Genomic DNA, 16,986 nt, shown 5'->3' with positions numbered 1-16,986 from the left:
AAACGGCGCGGATATCCGCGCCGTTCTTCTAACGCCGCATCACTTGACGATGCGCATGCGCGGCGGACCTTTCCCGCTGCGCCCGAACGGCGGCTGCCCACGCCAGTAACGGATCATCAGCCAGCCGAACACCATGCCGCCCAGGTGCGCGAAATGCGCCACGCCCGGCTGCAGGCCGGTGAAGCCCAGCACCAGCGCGATCACGGCATAGAAGATGACCAGCGTGCGTGCCCGGATTTCCATGGGCAGCGGAAACACGATCATGCGCTGGTTGGGGAACAGCATCCCGTAGCCCAGCAGCAGGCCGAACACGCCACCCGAGGCGCCGACCGTCGGGTACGGAGGCGCGCCCCCGGCCATCATCCACCCGCCCACCGCCAACTGCAGCAGCCCCGCACCGGCCACGCAGACCAGGAAGAACGTCAGGAAGCGCCTTCCACCCCAGGTCTGCTCCAGTGGCGACCCGAACATGTAGAGCGCCAGCATGTTGAACGCAAGATGGCCGATGCCGCCGGTATCGTGCAGGAAGCCGTAGGTCAGCAGCTGCCATGGCATGAACCCGTACCCGAGCGGCCACAGCGCGAGCCAGTCCATCAGGACGTTGCCCGCCACCAGCTGCAACAGGTAGACGGCGACGTTGGCGATCAGCAGCGCGCGGGTGACGGGGAGAAGTCGGGGGAACATGGCAGGCCTCGGAACGTCCGCCTCACATCATACGGGACGCGCCTCAACGTTCGCCTGGCCCCCACAGCGCCTCGTCCAGCGTATCGGTCCTGCGCGGGCGCTTCACCCGCCCGTTCTCCACCGTCACGCCTTCCGCACGAAGGCGCTGGCTCTGCTCGCGATACGCCCGCGAGCCTTCCGGGAACGCAATGCGTCCATCCGACCGCAGCACGCGGTGCCAGGGCAGCCCGGGATCTTCGTTCTGGCTGAGGATGCGTGCCGCCAGCCGGGCGCGGCCGGGCAGTCCGGCGCGGTACGCCACTTCGCCATAGCCGGCCACCTGCCCGCGCGGGATGGCGCGGATCGCGGCCAGGATGCGGTCTTCGGGAGACTTGGCGCTCATGCCGGATTAGCATAGCGGCATCGGCAACACGGGAGCACGCCATGCACAACTTCGAACAGGTCCGCGGCCACCTGAATTCATCGGGCTACAAGGTCACCATGCACGACCCCTTCGTCGCTTGCGTGGAACTGTCGCTGGGCAACGGCAAGCGGCACCAGGCCATCTTCCTGTCCGAGCTGGGCAACGACGACGAGCGCGGTTACCTGCGCGTGAGTACGGTCATCGCGCCGATGACCGGCATCGACGCCAAGCGTGCGCTGAAATTCAACTGGCAGAGCAGCGTGGGCTACCTGGCCATCGGCGAACTCGACGGCGTGCCCTACCTCCAGCTGTGCGAGAACCGCCCCTACGAAAGCCTCAGCCCGGCGGAAGTGGACCGGCTGGTGCTGGAGATCGGCGGACTCGGCGACAGCATGGAGCGTGCGCTCTCCGCCGAAGGCGATCTGCTTTAAAGCCGGGATTCTGGAATCGGGATTGGAGATTCGAAGGATCAACAGCAAAAGAAACGGCGCGTCTTCGACGCGCCGTTTTACGTAGAGCTCGATAAATAACGCGTGGCGCGCCAGTGCCGGCGAATCCTCAATCCCGGCTCACGAATCCCGGCCTTTCAAGCCCAGCCGATCGCTTCCAGCAGGCGCAGCAGGCCGTAGGCGATGCCGCCGGCGGCGGGAATGGTCAGCACCCAGGCCCAGAGGATGCGCTCGATCACGCTGAACTTCAGCGCGCGCGGATTCTTGGCGAAACCCACGCCCATGATGGCGGTGGAGATGCTGTGGGTGGTGGACACCGGCATGCCGAAGTGCGCGGCCACGGTCAGGATGGTGGCCGAACTGGTCTCCGCCGCGAAGCCGTTGATGGGGTGCAGCTTCACCATCTTGTGGCCGAGGGTCTTGATGATCTTCCAGCCCCCCATCGCGGTGCCCAGCGCCATCACGATGGCGCAGGTGATGACGATCCAGGTGGCGATGTCCTGCTCGCCCGCCGCGCCCGGATGCAGGAACGCGAGCCAGCCCGGCAGGTCGTCCAGCGCACCGCTGGCCTCCGCGCCGAACAGCGTCAGCGCGATGATGCCCATGGTCTTCTGCGCGTCGTTGTGGCCGTGGGCGTACCCCATGTAGGCGGCCGACAGGATCTGCGCCTTGCCGAAGAACCGGTTGACGAAGTGGGGACGCGCCAGCCGGCCGAGCCAGCCGCCCAGACGCGACAGCAGCGCGATCAGTCCCCACAGCGCCACCATCACCAGGATGCCGAGCAGGAAGCCCGCGATCGGCGAGGTGATCATGGGCAGCACCACCTTCCACAGGATGCCCTTGTTCTTGGTCCAGTCGCCCACGGCCTCGGACCAGATCAGCGCCGCCCAGTCGTTGTGGGCCGCTGCCAGCGCCGCGCCGCACAGGCCGCCGATCAGCGCATGCGAGGACGACGACGGCAGTCCTTTCCACCAGGTGATCAGGTTCCACACGATACCGCCCAGCAGGGCGCACAGGATGACCTGCGAGGTCACCTGCACCACATCGGTATTGACCAGGCCCGAGGCGATCGTCTTGGCCACGGCGGTGCCCATCAGGGCGCCGATCAGGTTCATGCCCGCCGCCAGCATCACCGCCTGGCCCGGCGACAGCACCTTGGTGGCCACGACGGTGGCGATGGAGTTGGCGGTGTCGTGGAAACCGTTGATGAACTCGAAGATCAGCGCGGCCAGGATCACCACCAGCACGAGGGTCAGCATGACGGAGCGCCCTTAGCTGTTCTTCAGCACGATCTGGTACGCCACCACGCCGGCCTCGCGGCAGCGGTCGATGGCTTTTTCCAGGATCTCGAAGAACTCCTTCAGCAGGAACATCTGCAGGTGGTCCAGGCGGCCGGAATAAATGTCGCGGTACAGCTCCAGCATCAGCCGGTCGGCCTCGTTCTCGATCGCGCGCAGCTTCTCGTTGAGCGAGGTCATGCGGTCGATGTTCATCTTCTTGATCTCGTGGACCATCTCCACGACCACGGACGCCGCCTGCTCCAGCATCGCCGCGCGCGGCGCGAAATCGATGCCCTCCAGGTGCTGGATGGCCAGCGAATAGCGATCGGCGAACTTCTCCACCTGCTTGGGGATCTTGTACAGCGCCGAACCCAGCGCTTCGATGTCCTCGCGCTCGATCGGGGTGATGAAGCTGTCCACCAGCGCCTTGCCGATCTTGTCCGAGGCCGCGCGCTCGCGCAGGCGCGCCAGCTTGAAGGCATCCAGCGCCGGCTGGCGGTCGGTGGCCTTCATCATGGTGTGCAGGGCCTTGGCGCTGTCGTGGGCGGCTTGGGCGGCTTCGTCCAACAGCGTGTAGAACTGCTGGCCGGAGCCGAAGATCGTCTGGAGGGAGAACATCGGGCGGTCCCACCGTCACGGGATGGACGGCTTCAGGGGCGGAATTATGACCGTTTCATGACTCGGGCGGACAGTCCGGCCGCCGGGGCAGGCCTCCGATTAGCCAAACGTCTTGTTCAGCTTCGCGCCTTGTCCACCAGACCGTTTGCTAAACTCGCCCCGCGCCTCCGGGTGCACCCTATGGACGACGACCCTTCCTCCCCGCACTGTCCCCCGCGACAGACCCCGCCCGCCCTGCCGGCCCTCCCCACCCTGAACGGAGGCGCCCGTGCTTGAGCTGATGATCGTGTTCGCCCTGGTCCTGCTGAACGGCTTCTTCGCCATGTCCGAGATGTCGGTCATGACCTCGCGCAAGAGCCGACTGAAGCAGATGGCGCAGACCAGCCATCGCGCGCAGCGCGCACTGGACCTGTCCGAGAAGCCCGAGAGCTTCCTGTCCACGGTGCAGATCGGCATCACGCTGATCGGCGTGCTGACGGGCCTGTTCGGTGGCGAGGCCATCGGCATGGCCATCGCCGAGCGGCTGCAGGGCCTCTTCCCCTCCCTGGCCGCCAGTTTCACCCTAGTCGGCGAACCTCAGCCCTGGTCGGAGTTGATCGGCAAGACGCTGGCAGTCGCCCTGATCACCTTCATGACGCTGATCTTCGGCGAGCTGGTACCCAAGCGCCTCGCCATCACCGCGCCGGAGACGATTGCCGGCGTCGTGGCGGTGCCGATGGGCTGGCTGGCGAAGGCCGCCTTCCCCTTCGTCTGGCTGCTGTCCCACAGCACCCGCCTGGTCCTGCGCATGCTGGGTCTGGGCAAGGACGAGGCCACCACCATCAGCGAAGAGGAAATCCGCATGCTCGTGTCCGAAGGGCACGAGGCCGGCGTGATCGACGCCGACGAGCGCAACATGATGAACCGCGTGCTGCGCCTGGGCGACCGCACCGCCGACAGCCTGATGACGCCGCGCAAGAAGATCACCTGGCTGGACGCCGCGGCGTCCTACGAGGACAACCTGCAGACCATGCACGAGTCGGCGTTCTCGCGCTTCCCTGTGTACCGCGGCGACGACCAGGACGTGATCGGCGTGCTGGAGGTGAAGTCGCTGCTGGACCGCTTTGGCGTGGAGAAGCCGGACCTGTTCGTCAAGTTGCGCGAGCCGCTGTTCGTCTCCGAGTCCACCCATGCGATGAAGCTGCTGGAGATCTTCCGCGAGGAACAGCAATCGCTGGCGCTGGTGGTGGACGAGTACGGCGAGATCCAGGGCCTGGTGACCCAGAGCGACCTGATGGGCGCGGTGGTCGGCCGCCTGCAGGCCGCCGAGAACACCGAGGACGCGCCGTTGGTCGTGGTGCGCGACGACGGCTCGCTGCTGGTGGACGGCTCGCTGCCCAACGACGACCTGCGCGAACTGCTGGGCGGCGTGGCGCTGCCGGACGACGACGAATACAACACCCTGGCCGGCATGATGATCGAGCGCTTCGGCCGCATCCCGCACGTCGGTGAGCGCCTGGACTGGGCGGGCTGGCGCTTCGAAGTGGTCGACCTGGATGGCGCGCGCATCGACAAGCTGCTGCTGCACAGGTTGCCCGACGCCGACGACGAAGACCTCGTCGCCTGACATGAGCCACGAAGACAACCACACCACGACGGTGGCGCTGCTCGATGGCTTCGCCGACGGCGATCCCGAGGATGTGCTCCGGCTGGGTGATCTGCTCAAGGACTTCGGGCCCGCCGCTTTCGGCATGCTGCTGTTCCTGGGCGTACTGCCCGCCTTCATCCCGGTCCCGGGCGTAGGCGGCGCTGTCGGCGGGCCGCTGGTGATCCTGGTCGGCGTGCAACTGCTGCTGGGGATGCGCAAGCTGTGGCTGCCCGGGTTCCTCGCGCGGCGCGGCCCGCATCGCAGCGCGATGATGCGGTTCCGCCAGCGCATGGCGCCCTGGCTGCGGCGCCTGGAAAAGCTGGTGCGTCCCCGCATGACGGCCTTCCTGGACAATCGCATCGCCCTGAGCTTCACCGGCCTGCTGCTGGTCCTGCTGGGCGTGCTGCTGGCGCTGCCCATCCCGTTCACCAACTACGTCTTCGGATTCCTGCTGTTGCTGTTCGCCTTCGCGCTGCTGGAACGCGATGGCGCCCTGCTGCTGGTGGCGTGGGTGGCCGGTGGCATCGCCGTCGTGGTGTTCGGTTTCCTGTCGGGCAACCTGGTGGAGGCGACCAGCGCGCTGCTCGCGCGGTGGTTTTGAGCAGGCATGGTTCTATAGGAACCATGTAAGTCGCGACCGCAGGTCTTCAGCATCTTGATGCCGTCACGACACGGATAACGTGTGGTCGCGACTCACGTCGCTCCTACAACAGCGCCGCTTCTCACGCCACCAGCTGCGCGAACTCCGCTGCGGTGACCGGATACCCCAGCCAATAGCCCTGCGCCAGGTCGCAGCCGCGTTCGCGCAGCAGGTTGAACTGGCCTTCCTTCTCCACGCCCTCGGCGACCACGGTGATGCCCAGCGAGTGCGCCATGGCGATGATCGCGGTGGTCAGGGCCAGGTCGTCGGGATCGCGCAGCATGTCGGCGATGAAACTGCGGTCGATCTTCACGCCATCCACCGGTACGCGGCGCAGGTGGCTGAGGCCGGAGAAACCGGTGCCGAAGTCGTCCAGCCACACCTTCACGCCCGTGCGGTGCAACGTGGCCAGCAGTGCGCTGGCATGCGCCTCGTCGCTGATGACGGCGGTCTCGGTGAGTTCCAGGTGCAGGCGCGAAGCCGGCAGGCCGGTGTCGCGCAGGCACTCTGCCACCACGTCGGGCAGGTCGCCGCTGCGCAGCTGGCGCGGCGACACGTTGACCGAGACGAACAGCGGATCCATCGCTTCGCGGTTCCCACCCCAGCGCGCGGCAGCCGCACAGGCCGCGCGCAGCACGCGCGGTCCGATGATTTCGATCAGGCCGCTCTGCTCGGCCACGTCGATGAACACCGATGGCGCCACCATGCCCAGCTCGGGATGCTGCCAGCGCAGCAGCGCTTCGGCACCGACGATGCGGCTGTCGGCCATGCGGAACACCGGCTGGTACATCAGGCTGAGTTCGCCGCGCTCCCAGGCGCCGCGCAGCTCCTGCTCCATGCGCACGCGGCGCTCCACGGCCTGGTCCATCGCGCGGCTGTAGAACCGGTAACAGTTCTTGCCCGCCACCTTGGCTTGGTACATCGCGATGTCGCCGTTCTTCATCAGCGCGGTGGCGCCGGACGCATCCTCGGGGAACAGGGTGATGCCGATGGACGTGCCCAGGAACACCTGGCGGTCCTGCACCACGATCGGACGGCCCAGTTCCGCCACCAGCTTCTCCGCCAGCCGCGTGGCGCTGCCGCGCACGTCGCCGTCCTGGATCAGGATGACGAACTCGTCGCCACCGAAGCGCGCCAGCAACGCATCGTCGCCGCCCATCTGGTCGACCGCGTCGCGGATGCGGTGGGCGAACTGCTGCAGCACCTCGTCGCCGGCCTCGTGGCCCAGGGTATCGTTGACGCGCTTGAAGTCGTCGATGTCGGCGAACAGCAGCGCCAGCTGCCGACCCGCGCCACGCAGCATCATCAGCCGGTGGTCCAGGCTCTCGCGGAACGCCAGCCGGTTGGTCAGCCCGGTCAGCGAATCGGTATAGGCCATGCGCCGCACGTCGCGGTCGTGCCGGGCGATGCTGTCGCTCATCGTCCCGAACGCGCGCACCAGTTCGCCGACCTCGTCCTGGCGCTCGCTCACCATGCGCTCGCCGTTGTAGTTGCCCACCTCGATGTCATGCGCCGCCCGGGCCAGCTCGCGGATGGGCCGCACCAGGGTGCGCTGCGCGTACACCATGATGGCCACGCAGACCAGCACCAGCGCCGCCAGCAGCAATGCGATCCAGCCCAGGTGGCGCGCGCCGAGTTCGTTGAGGCGCGCGCGCGCGGCGTTGATCGCCTTCTCCTCGTACGCGCGCACCGAGGCCACCGAATAGCCCACGCGCACGCCGCCTATGCGCTCGCTGCCGATCATGATCGGCTCGGACACGTCGACGATCTGCGCCGACCACTGCGTATGCATGCCGCGCGCGTTGACCGCCTCGTAGGCCAGCGGGTCGGTCATCGTCTGGCCGTACACGGCGATGTCGGCCGTGCCGTCGTGGATGATGCGGCCCTGGTTGTCGTAGACCAGCACGTAGCTGACGTCGGGTTCCTTCTGCGCGGAACGCACGATGCTGCCGATGGCATCCAGGTCGAAGTAATACAGCGGGTTGGCCAGCGCATCGCCCAGCTGGTCGACCGTGGCCTCGCCGTGCCGGCGCAGGCTGTCCTCGACCATGCTGTGCATGGCATCCCGCCCCAGGTCGGCGACCTCCTGCTGCATCACCTTCTGCCGGTGCAGCAGGGTCCCCAGCAGGGCGAGCACCACCGCCAGCATGATCGCCATCGCCGCCAGGAAGCGCGCCTGCAGGCCGAAGCGCATCGACTTCATTCCAGCTGCTCCCGGACGCGCGCCACACCGCGGCGAAGGTCGTCCAGGGCCTGCTGGGAGGCCGGATCCACTGGCAGGAAGCGGGTCGTGCGGAAGAACACGCTCAATGCCTCACTGGCGGCGGGATCCTGAGCGGCCTCGAGCAGCACTTCGCGCAGGCGCGCCTCAATCTTGGGGTCCAGGTCGCCGCGCACCATCTCCAGCGCACGCGGGAAATCCTGCGTCTCATGGATGACGCGGAAGTCGCGCCGGAATGCCGGTGGCATCCGGCGCACATCGTCCCAGTCCAGGTTGCTCACCACGCCGGCGTCGACCAGCCGCTTGTGCACCCAGGCGGCGATGTTGAGCTCCGACCGTGCGAACACGTAACCCACGGCATCGGCCGAGGGCCGGTCCATGGGCGAAAGCAGGATTTCCAGGCGTTGGCCCGCATCGAGCAGCGCGGTCGCCGGCGCGAAATAGGCGCTGGTGGACGCCGTGTTCTGGAAGGCGATCGTCCTTCCCTCCAGATCCGACAACCGCTCCAGCCCACTGTCGCGACGCACGAAGAAGACGCCATGGTAGCGACTCACGCCGCCGCGCTCGGTGAGCAGCAGCGGACGGGCACCGGCGCGCTGCTGCAGCTGCATGCCGGTACCGGCCGTCTCGGTCACCCAGTCCACACGACCGCGGCGCAGGTAGCTGGTCATCTGCTGCGCGTCGCGCGCCATCAGGATGCGGCCCTCGGTGATGCCGACATCGCGCATCCGCGGCACCACATAGTCCAGCAGGGGCTTGAGCTGCTCGTAATGCGCCTTGGGATCGTCGCTGATGCGACCCAGCACGAGTACGCGCTCGTCGCCGGCGGCATGCGCCGGCGCAGTGAGGGCAGAAAGCAATGCTGCGCCGATCGCGGCCAGCGCCAGGCTGAACCAGGTTGTACGCAACGATAGACGCCCGCCAGAACGATGGCGGCAGCCTATCGGAAAACGTGACTTCAAGACAGTGATCCGGTCCCGCCCCCACCTGCCAGGCGGGCCATGCGCTGGGCATCGGCCAGGATGCCCCGAAGCAGGCGGACCTCCTGCTCGTTCAGCTGGGCCTTGTTGAACAGCCGCCGCAGCTTGCGCATGGCCGAATCGGGCGTACGTCCCTTGTGGAAGTCGATGGCGTCCAGCGTATCGCCCAGCTGGGTGAAGAAACCCTCCATGTGGGCATGGCTGGCCAGGACCTCGTCCGGGTGGACCGGCTCGGCGGTCGCCGGCGCGGCACCCTCCAGCAACGCGAGCCTCAGCTCATAGGCCAGCACCTGCACCGCGGCGGCCAGGTTCAACGAGCTGTACCCGGGGTTGGCCGGGATATGCACGGCCGCGTGGCAGAGCTGCAGTTCCTCATTGCTCAGGCCGGTGCGCTCACGGCCGAACACCAGCGCCACTTCCCCGCCTGCGGCGGCACGCGCCACCGCCACGGCGGCGGCCTGCCGGGGGACGTGCTCTTCCAGCTGCACGCGACGGCTGCGCGCCGTACAGCCGAGCACGAGGTGGCAGTCCGCCACGGCCTCGGCCAGCGTGTCCACCACCGGAGCATCGCCCAACAGGTCGTCGGCCCCGGCAGCGCGCCGGTAGGCCTCCTCGGCCGGGTAGTCCTCGGGAGCGACCAGCACCAGGCGCGCCAGGCCCATCGTCTTCAGCGCGCGGGCCGCCGCACCGATGTTGCCGGGATGCTGCGTGCCCACCAGCACCACGCGCAGACGGGCGGCAGCAGCCAGGGAAGCGGGATCCGCAAAGGCGGAATCGATGAAGGAAGGAGGCGTGTTCATGGGGGCAAATGGTAAACTGCGCGGGCCGGCCGCTGCGCCGCGCTGCTCTTTTCCACTTGTTCGCCCCGCTCCCACGCCTGTCCGAGGTCCGTTCGCATGCAGAAGCCCGTCGTCACCGTCATGGTCAAGGCCGCCCGCCTGGCAGGCAACGTGCTGTTGCGGAGCATCAACAAGCTGGACGCTCTGAACGTGGTGCAGAAGGAGCGGATGGATTACGCCAGCGAAGTGGACTCCGACGCCGAGAAGGTCATCATCAAGGAGCTTCGCCGGGCCTATCCGGATTACGGCTTCGTCGGCGAGGAGAGCGGCGCCCAGATCAACGGGCGCTACACCTTCGTGATCGACCCGCTGGACGGCACCAGCAACTACCTGCGCGGCTTTCCGCACTACTGCGTGTCCATCGCGCTGGTGGACAACGGCGAACCCACCGACGCGGTGATCTTCGACCCGCTGCGCAACGATCTGTTCACCGCCAGCCGCGGCGCCGGCGCCCAGCTCAACGAGCGCCGCATCCGCGTGACCGACCGCAAGGAACTGACTGGCGCCATGATCACCACCGGCTTCCCGCCACGCGAGCGCGCCCGCGCCGGGGCGCAGCTGGAATGCGTGCGCGAGCTGCTGGTGCATGCCGAAGACATCCGCCGCACCGGCTCGGCCGCGCTGGACCTGGCTTATGTGGCCTGCGGTCGTTCGGATGCCTACTTCGAAGCCGGCGTGAAGGACTGGGACATCGCCGCGGGCGTGCTGCTGGTGCGCGAAGCCGGCGGCAAGGTATGCGATTTCCGCGGCGCCGCGCTGGGCAAGATCGACGGCCGCACCGCCCTGCCCCGCCAGATCGTGGCCGGCAACCTGAAGGTCGCCGAGGCGCTGCAGAAGACCATCGTATCTTCCGGCTACGCCGCTTCATTCAACGGCTGAAACACGACACCGTTCTGCTTTCTGTAGGAGCGACGTGAGTCGCGACCGGGAACTGGAACACCCGGCGTACGATCAGCCAAGGGGCCTTCCTGGCCCGGTCGACCATTTCCAAACTGTTTGAACCGGTCGATCTGGCCGTGCGGTCGCGACTCACGTCGCTCCTACAGAGACGACACCAACAAAAAAGGCCGCGCACTGCGCGGCCTTTTTCTTTCGATCATGTGTTCCGCTTACGGACGGCGCGCCAGCAGCGCCTCGTCCTTCGCCTTCGGCATCAGGTCCTGCTTGGTGACCTTCAGGAAGCCGATGGTCAGCAGCGGACAGGCCACGAAGATCGAGGAGATCGTACCCAGCACGATGCCGATCATCTGCGACAGCGCCATGCCCTCCAGCGAACCGCCTCCGTACAGGTACAGCGCCAGCACGGTCAGGAAAGCCACGAACGAAGTGATGATCGTGCGCGACAGCGTCTGATTGATCGAACGGTTGAGGATCTCCATCGGTTCGGCGCGCAGGTTGCGGAAGTTCTCGCGCACGCGGTCGAACACCACGATCTTGTCGTTGATCGAGAAGCCCATGACCGACAGCAGGCCGGCCAGGATGGTCAGGTCGAACTCGATGCCGCTGAAAGCGAAGAAACCCGCCACGATCAGCACGTCGGCCAGGGTGGTAACAATGGCCGAAACGGCGAATTTCCACTCGAACCGCACGGCAATGTAGATCAGGAAGCCCACCACCACGAACAGCAGCGTGTACAGGCCGTTGAGCGCGAGTTCCTTGCCGACCTGCGGACCGACGAACTCGCTGCGCATTACCGTCGCCTGATTGCCTTCGCTGGATGCCAGGCGCAGCACGTCCTGTGCGGTACGGTCACTGGCCTCCGCACCGGCCGCCGTCCCCGCGTCCTCGCGGGGCTGCAGACGTACCAGCAGGTCGCTTCCGGTGCCGAACGTCTGCACTTGAGCGCTGCCATAGCCGCCGGCTTCCAGACGCTCGCGCACGCCATCCACATTGGGCGGGGTCTGGAAGCGCAGCTCGACCACCGTACCGCCGGTGAAATCCAATGCGAAATTGAAGTTCTTGACCACGATGGCGCCGATAGCGGCGATCGCCAGCAGCGCCGCGATGCCGATGGACACCCAGCGCACACGCATGAAGTTGAAGTTGGTGGTGTGCGGAATCAGCCGCAACGGGAAAAGGCTCATGGGTACTGTCTCCCGTCAGATGGCAATGGACTTGAGCTTGCGACGGCCACCGTAGATCAGGGTGGCGATGCCGCGCGACACGGTGACCGCGGTGAACACGGACGTCAGGATGCCGATGACCATCGTCACCGCGAAGCCCTTGAGCGGGCCGGTGCCAAAGGCGTACAGCGCCACGCCGGCCAACAGCGCGGTCATGTTGGAGTCGAAGATCGTGCCCGACGCCTTGTCGTAACCGGTGGCGATGGCGGCCTGGGGCGGCACCCCCGCCCGCAACTCCTCGCGTATGCGTTCGTTGATCAGCACGTTGGCGTCCACCGACATGCCGATGGTCAGCGCCAGTCCGGCGAAGCCCGGCAGCGTCATCGTCGCACCGAACAACGACATTACCGCCACCACCATCACCAGGTTGAGCAACAGCGCGATGCAGGTGATCAGGCCGAACATCCGGTAGTACACCAGGAAGAACGCCAGGGCGAAGACGAAGGAGAACACCACCGCCTTGGTGCCGCGGGCGACGTTCTCGGCGCCCAGGCTGGGGCCGACCACGCGCTCTTCGATGAAGTCCATCGGCGCCGCCAGAGAGCCGGCGCGCAGCAGCTTGGCCAGGTTCTCGGCCTCGGCCTTCTCCAGTCCCGTGGTCTGGAAGTTCTTGCCGAACACACCGGCGATGCGGGTGGGCGCCAAGGCCTCCTCGCGCACGCGCACGCTGCGCACTTCCTTGCCATCGACCATGGTCACGGTCGGCACGCGCTCGATGTACACCACCGACATCAGCTTGCCTACATTGGCGCTGGTGTAGTCGAACATGCGCTGGCCGGCGACGTTGTTGAGGGTCACGTCCACGGCCGGCAGGCCGTTGTTGTCCACGCCCACGCGGGCGTTGACCATCTCGTCGCCGGACGCCAGCACACGCTTGTTCAGCAGCACCGGGCCGCCGTTGTCGCGCAACTGGTAGACCTTGGCCTCGGGCGGGATGCGGCCGCTGGCCACGGCATCGGCGGCATTGCCTTCCACCACGGCGCGGAACTCCAGCGTGGCGGTCGCACCGATCAGGCGCTTGGCCTCGGCGGTGTCCTGCACGCCGGGCAGCTGCACGACCACGCGGTCGTTGCCCTGGCGCTGGATGATGGGCTCGGCCACGCCGATCTCGTTGATCCGGTTGCGCAGCGTGGTCAGGTTCTGCTCGATCGCCTCGCTGGCGATCTGCTCCAGCTCCGCCTGCGGCAGGCCGATGGTGATCTGCTGGCCGGCGGCCTGGTAGGTCAAGCCCGATCCCGTGGCCAGCGTACCCGCGGCATTGCTGCGCGAGCTCAGCGTCTGCGCCAGCGCCTGCTGCGCGGCCGCCGCGTCTTCATCCGCGGCCAGCGTCACCACGATACTGTTGTTCGGACGGCGCTCCACGGACGTGTAACGGATGCGCTTGTCGCGCAGGGTGACCCGGATGTCCTCCAGATAGCCCTCCACCCGCTTGTCGAGTGCCGCCTTCTGGTCGACCTGCAGCACGAAGTGCACGCCACCCTGAAGGTCCAGGCCCTGCACCATCGGGCGTGCGCCAAGGTTGCCCAGCCAGTCCGGCACCGTGGAAGCGAGATTCAGCGCGACCAGGTAGTCCTCGCCCAACGCCTTGCGCAGGGCGTCGTTGGCGGCGGTCTGCGCTTCCAGGCTGGGCAGACGCACGAGCATGGCGCCGGCCTCGGCATCGACCTCCTTCGCCTGCACACCCGCGTCCTTCAGGGCGGCATCCACGCGTCCGCGCAAGGCGTCGTCGATGGCGAAGCCACGGTTGGCGGTGATCTGCACGGAGGGATCCTGAGGGTACAGGTTAGGCAGCGCGTACAACGCGCTCGCCAACACGACGATCAGGATCAGGACGTATTTCCAGCGTGGGAATTCAAGCATCGGGGCGACCCGCACAGGCCCTTCCCGGGCATGCGCTCAGCAGTGGTTCGGATGGAAACGCGGAATCCGCTCCGCCGCCCGCGCGGCGGAGCGGGATGGATCAGGCGGACTTCAGCGTGCCCTTCGGCAGCACGTTGCCCACGGCGGCCTTCTGCACGCGCACACGCACGTTGTCGGCCACTTCCAGGGTGACGAAGTTGTCGCCGATGTCGGTCACCGTGCCGGCGATGCCGCCGGAGGTGATGACCTCGTCACCCTTGGACAGCTTGTCCAGCATGGCGCGGTGTTCCTTGGCGCGCTTCATCTGCGGGCGGATCATCAGGAAGTACATGATGGCGATCAGCGCGATCGGCATCAGCAGGCCGAAGCCGCCCATGCCCGGCTGGGCCGGCGCGGCCTGGGCGAACACGGGAGCAACGAAGAAATCAAGCAGATTCATGGACTTGTCCAGTCGGTATCGAAAGCAGCCGGGGATTATGCCACGCGGCGGGAAGCCCCGCCCGGGCCTCCCCGTCGGCCCGGACCAGAAATGACCGCATCGGCGCCGGATGGTTCCCGGCCGGCGCTGGCATGCGGCCCCGCCGAAGGGCTCCGCCTCGCCCCCGAAGCCTGCTGGAGCGCCCCAGGGGCTCGATGTTCTTCCGCACGCCCCAAGGAGAGCATCGCGGGCATGGCCCGCTCCTACAACAGCCTCTGAGGGCGCTTCGCGGGCAGGCCGCGCCCCACAGACCCATGTTGATGCGTCGTGGGCAATGGCGACCTCCCCGGCGCCGAACCTCGCTTTGTAGGAGCGCCCCATGGGCGCGATGCTCTTCCGCATGCCTCAAGGAGAGCACCGCGGGCATGGCCCGCTCCTGCAAAAGCCTCTGGTGACGCATCGCGGGCATGGCCCGCTCCTACGGGGCAGCGGTCAAGGGGAGATGCGACCGGTCACAAAGGCGCGGGGGCCACGCCCCGCGCCGCGTAGAAGGCGGCACGGAAAGCCGAGAACCGGCCCTCCGCGATCGCCGCCCGCATCTGCGCCATCAGCTGCTGGTAGTACCAGAGGTTGTGCAGGGTGCCGAGCATCGGGGCCAGCATCTCGTTGCAGCGGTCCAGGTGGCGCAGGTAGCTGCGGGTGAAGCCGTTGCGACAGGCATAGCAGCCGCAGCCGGGCTCGATGGGCTGCAGGTCGTGCTCGTACTTCGCGTTGCGGATGCGCACCGTGCCGAACGAGGTGAAGTAGTGGCCGTTGCGCGCGTTGCGGGTGGGCATGACGCAGTCGAACATGTCCACGCCGCGCGCGACCGCCTCCACCAGGTCTTCGGGCCGCCCCACGCCCATCAGGTAACGCGGCTGGTCCGCCGGCAGCTGCGGGCAGGTGTGCTCCAGCATGGCATTGCGTTCGGCCTCGGTCTCGCCGACCGCCAGGCCGCCGATCGCGTAACCGTCGAAACCGATGCCCTTCAGCCCGTCCGCCGAGCGCGTGCGCAGGTCGTGGTGCACGCCGCCTTGCACGATGCCGAACAGCGCAGCGTCATTGCCTTCATGGGCGTACTTCGATCGCTCCGCCCAGCGCAGCGACAGTTCCATGGATCGCTCGATGACGCGTTTGTCCACGGGTTTGCCGTCGATATTCACCGGAGGGCATTCGTCGAAGATCATCACGATGTCGCTGCCCAGCACCTGCTGGATGCGCATGCTCTCTTCGGGCCCCAGGAACACCTTCGCCCCGTCCACCGGCGAGGCGAACGTCACGCCCTGCTCGGTGATCTTGCGGCGATGCGCCAGCGAGAACACCTGGAAGCCGCCGGAGTCGGTGAGGATGGGCTTGTTCCAGCGCGCGAAACCATGCAGGCCGCCGTGTTCGCCGATGACCTCCAGCCCGGGCCGCAGGTACAGGTGGAAGGTGTTGCCCAGGATGATCTCCGCGCCCAGGTCCTCGACGTGCTCGGGCAGGATGCCCTTCACCGAGCCGTAGGTGCCCACCGGCATGAAGGCCGGCGTCTCGATGGTGCCGCGCGGGAACGTAAGCCGGCCACGGCGGGCCACGCCGTCGGTGGTCAGCAGATCGAAGGACATGCGGCTCATGCGGCAACCCCGCCGCGCGCCTGACTCCCGTCATTCCAGCGAAAGCCGGAATCCATTTGGCTCTTACCGCTCGGCTGGGATGCCAAGATCAAGATGGATTCCGGCTTTCGCCGGAATGACCGCAAGAGGACAATGTGCCGGCACTTCACTTGGCATACTCCGGAAACAGGAGCATCGCATCTCCGTAGGAAAAGAACCGGTACTGTTCGCGCACCGCATGGGCGTAGGCGGCCATGATCCGGTCCTTGCCGGCGAACGCGCTGACCAGCATCAGCAGCGTGCTTTCCGGCAGGTGGAAATTGGTGACCATCGCATCGACGCTGCGGATGCGGTAGCCGGGGAAGATGAAGATCTGCGTCTCGCCGGCGAAGGGCTGCAGTTCGCCATCGCGCATGGCCGATTCCAGTGCGCGCACGACCGTGGTGCCCACTGCGACGACGCGGCCGCCGCGGGCGCGCGTCGCGCGCACCTGCTCGACCAGTGCCGCGCCGACGTTCAGCCACTCGCTGTGCATGCGGTGCTCATGGATATTGTCCACGCGCATCGGCTGGAACGTACCGGCGCCGACGTGCAGCGTCACGTGACCGAATTCGACGCCGTGGTCGCGCAGCGTGGCAAGCAGCGCATCGTCGAAGTGCAGGCCCGCGGTCGGCGCCGCGACCGCGCCCAGTTCGCGCGCGAATACGGTCTGATACCGCTCGTCGTCGTCCTGCCCGGGCGCACGCTGTATGTAGGGCGGCAGCGGCAGGCGCCCGGCCTTCTGCAGCCAGCTCTCAAGAGCGCCGGACACATGGAAGCGCAACTGGTAGAACTCGCCGTCGCGGCCGACCACTTCCGCTTCGCCGCCGGCATCCAGCTGGATGCGGCTGCCCGGCTTGGGCGACTTGCTGGCGCCCACCTGCGCCCGCGCGGCATTCTCAGGCAACAGGCGCTCGATCAGGATCTCCACGCGACCGCCGCTTTCCTTCTGCCCGAACAGGCGCGCCGGAATCACGCGGGTGTCGTTGAAAACCAGCAGATCGCCCGGCTGCAGCCATTCGGGCAGGTCGCGGACGTGGCGATCCGCGAACGGCGCGTCGCCCGGCGGCACCACCAGCAGGCGGCTGGCGGAACGCTCCGGCAGCGGCGCCTGGGCGATCAGCGCCTCGGGCAGGTCGAAATGGAAATCGGACTTCTTCACGGTCAGTGCCTT

Annotated in this window: 16 protein-coding genes; 4 read left to right on the top strand and 12 right to left on the bottom strand. The window is 67.1% G+C overall.

The genetic code is table 11. The annotated features are described in order from the left end of the window. Positions 1–39 precede the first annotated feature (39 nt). Both V8246_RS10070 and V8246_RS10065 read right to left on the bottom strand, forming a co-directional pair. Complete coding sequence (locus V8246_RS10070) at positions 40–684, bottom strand: rhomboid family intramembrane serine protease (RefSeq protein WP_336188971.1); 645 nt, start codon at positions 682–684, stop codon at positions 40–42. A gap of 43 nt (positions 685–727) precedes the next feature. After that, positions 728–1,066: an MGMT family protein gene (locus V8246_RS10065; RefSeq protein WP_336188970.1), complete on the bottom strand. Its 339-nt coding sequence runs from the start codon at positions 1,064–1,066 to the stop codon at positions 728–730. Between the two features lie 41 nt (positions 1,067–1,107). On the opposite strand from V8246_RS10065, the gene V8246_RS10060 reads away from it, so the two are divergent. Continuing rightward, positions 1,108–1,518 carry a hypothetical protein gene (locus V8246_RS10060; protein ID WP_162110233.1) on the top strand — a complete coding sequence of 137 codons (411 nt, stop codon included), beginning with the start codon at positions 1,108–1,110 and terminating at the stop codon, positions 1,516–1,518. A gap of 155 nt (positions 1,519–1,673) precedes the next feature. Here V8246_RS10060 and V8246_RS10055 read toward each other — a convergent pair whose 3' ends face one another. Beyond that, positions 1,674–2,795, bottom strand: a complete 1,122-nt coding sequence (locus V8246_RS10055) for an inorganic phosphate transporter (RefSeq protein ID WP_336188969.1) — start codon at positions 2,793–2,795, stop codon at positions 1,674–1,676. A gap of 12 nt (positions 2,796–2,807) precedes the next feature. Beyond that, positions 2,808–3,434, bottom strand: coding sequence for a DUF47 family protein (locus V8246_RS10050; RefSeq protein ID WP_162110231.1), 627 nt, complete (start codon positions 3,432–3,434; stop codon positions 2,808–2,810). A 268-nt stretch (positions 3,435–3,702) separates the two neighbouring features. Between V8246_RS10050 and V8246_RS10045 the strand changes: the two genes are divergently transcribed. Continuing rightward, complete coding sequence (locus V8246_RS10045) at positions 3,703–5,040, top strand: hemolysin family protein (RefSeq protein ID WP_336188968.1); 1,338 nt, start codon at positions 3,703–3,705, stop codon at positions 5,038–5,040. A 1-nt stretch (position 5,041) separates the two neighbouring features. Then, the gene (locus V8246_RS10040; RefSeq protein WP_336188967.1) at positions 5,042–5,662 is read left to right on the top strand and encodes an exopolysaccharide biosynthesis protein; all 621 of its coding nucleotides are present in this window, start codon (positions 5,042–5,044) and stop codon (positions 5,660–5,662) included. Positions 5,663–5,783: 121 nt separating this feature from the next. Here the strand turns inward: V8246_RS10040 and V8246_RS10035 are convergent, their stop codons facing one another. The 3 genes from V8246_RS10035 to V8246_RS10025 form a co-directional block, all read right to left on the bottom strand. Beyond that, positions 5,784–7,904, bottom strand: coding sequence for a GGDEF domain-containing protein (locus tag V8246_RS10035; RefSeq protein ID WP_336188966.1), 2,121 nt, complete (start codon positions 7,902–7,904; stop codon positions 5,784–5,786). After that, positions 7,901–8,794, bottom strand: a complete 894-nt coding sequence (locus V8246_RS10030) for a phosphate/phosphite/phosphonate ABC transporter substrate-binding protein (protein WP_336189091.1) — start codon at positions 8,792–8,794, stop codon at positions 7,901–7,903. Before V8246_RS10030 ends, V8246_RS10035 begins: the two co-directional genes overlap by 4 nt. 86 nt (positions 8,795–8,880) lie before the next feature. Beyond that, positions 8,881–9,702 (bottom strand): RNA methyltransferase, encoded by an 822-nt coding sequence (locus V8246_RS10025; RefSeq protein WP_336188965.1) that lies wholly within the window; start codon positions 9,700–9,702, stop codon positions 8,881–8,883. Between the two features lie 96 nt (positions 9,703–9,798). Here V8246_RS10025 and V8246_RS10020 point away from each other — a divergent pair, with 96 nt between their 5' ends. After that, on the top strand, positions 9,799–10,620 hold the full coding sequence (locus tag V8246_RS10020; protein ID WP_336188964.1) for an inositol monophosphatase family protein: 822 nt from the start codon (positions 9,799–9,801) through the stop codon (positions 10,618–10,620). A gap of 230 nt (positions 10,621–10,850) precedes the next feature. On the opposite strand, the gene secF is transcribed toward V8246_RS10020, so the two are convergent. The 5 genes from secF to queA all read right to left on the bottom strand — a co-directional run bounded on the left by secF (position 10,851) and on the right by queA (position 16,974). After that, complete coding sequence (gene secF, locus V8246_RS10015) at positions 10,851–11,825, bottom strand: protein translocase subunit SecF (protein WP_336188963.1); 975 nt, start codon at positions 11,823–11,825, stop codon at positions 10,851–10,853. 15 nt (positions 11,826–11,840) lie between these two features. Continuing rightward, the gene (gene secD, locus V8246_RS10010) at positions 11,841–13,724 is read right to left on the bottom strand and encodes a protein translocase subunit SecD (protein WP_336188962.1); all 1,884 of its coding nucleotides are present in this window, start codon (positions 13,722–13,724) and stop codon (positions 11,841–11,843) included. A 100-nt stretch (positions 13,725–13,824) separates the two neighbouring features. Next, positions 13,825–14,163, bottom strand: a complete 339-nt coding sequence (gene yajC / locus V8246_RS10005; RefSeq protein WP_162110146.1) for a preprotein translocase subunit YajC — start codon at positions 14,161–14,163, stop codon at positions 13,825–13,827. 491 nt (positions 14,164–14,654) lie between these two features. Beyond that, positions 14,655–15,794: a tRNA guanosine(34) transglycosylase Tgt gene (tgt, locus tag V8246_RS10000; RefSeq protein ID WP_336188961.1), complete on the bottom strand. Its 1,140-nt coding sequence runs from the start codon at positions 15,792–15,794 to the stop codon at positions 14,655–14,657. A 145-nt stretch (positions 15,795–15,939) separates the two neighbouring features. Next, entirely contained in the window at positions 15,940–16,974 is a 1,035-nt protein-coding gene (gene queA, locus V8246_RS09995; protein ID WP_336188960.1) for a tRNA preQ1(34) S-adenosylmethionine ribosyltransferase-isomerase QueA, read from the bottom strand. Between the last annotated feature and the right edge of the window lie 12 nt (positions 16,975–16,986).

Source organism: Pseudoxanthomonas sp. F11 (assembly GCF_037046485.1).
Lineage (GTDB): Bacteria > Pseudomonadota > Gammaproteobacteria > Xanthomonadales > Xanthomonadaceae > Pseudoxanthomonas_A.
Note: the sequence above shows the minus strand (reverse complement) of the source record. Positions and strands in the feature narration are given on the sequence as shown.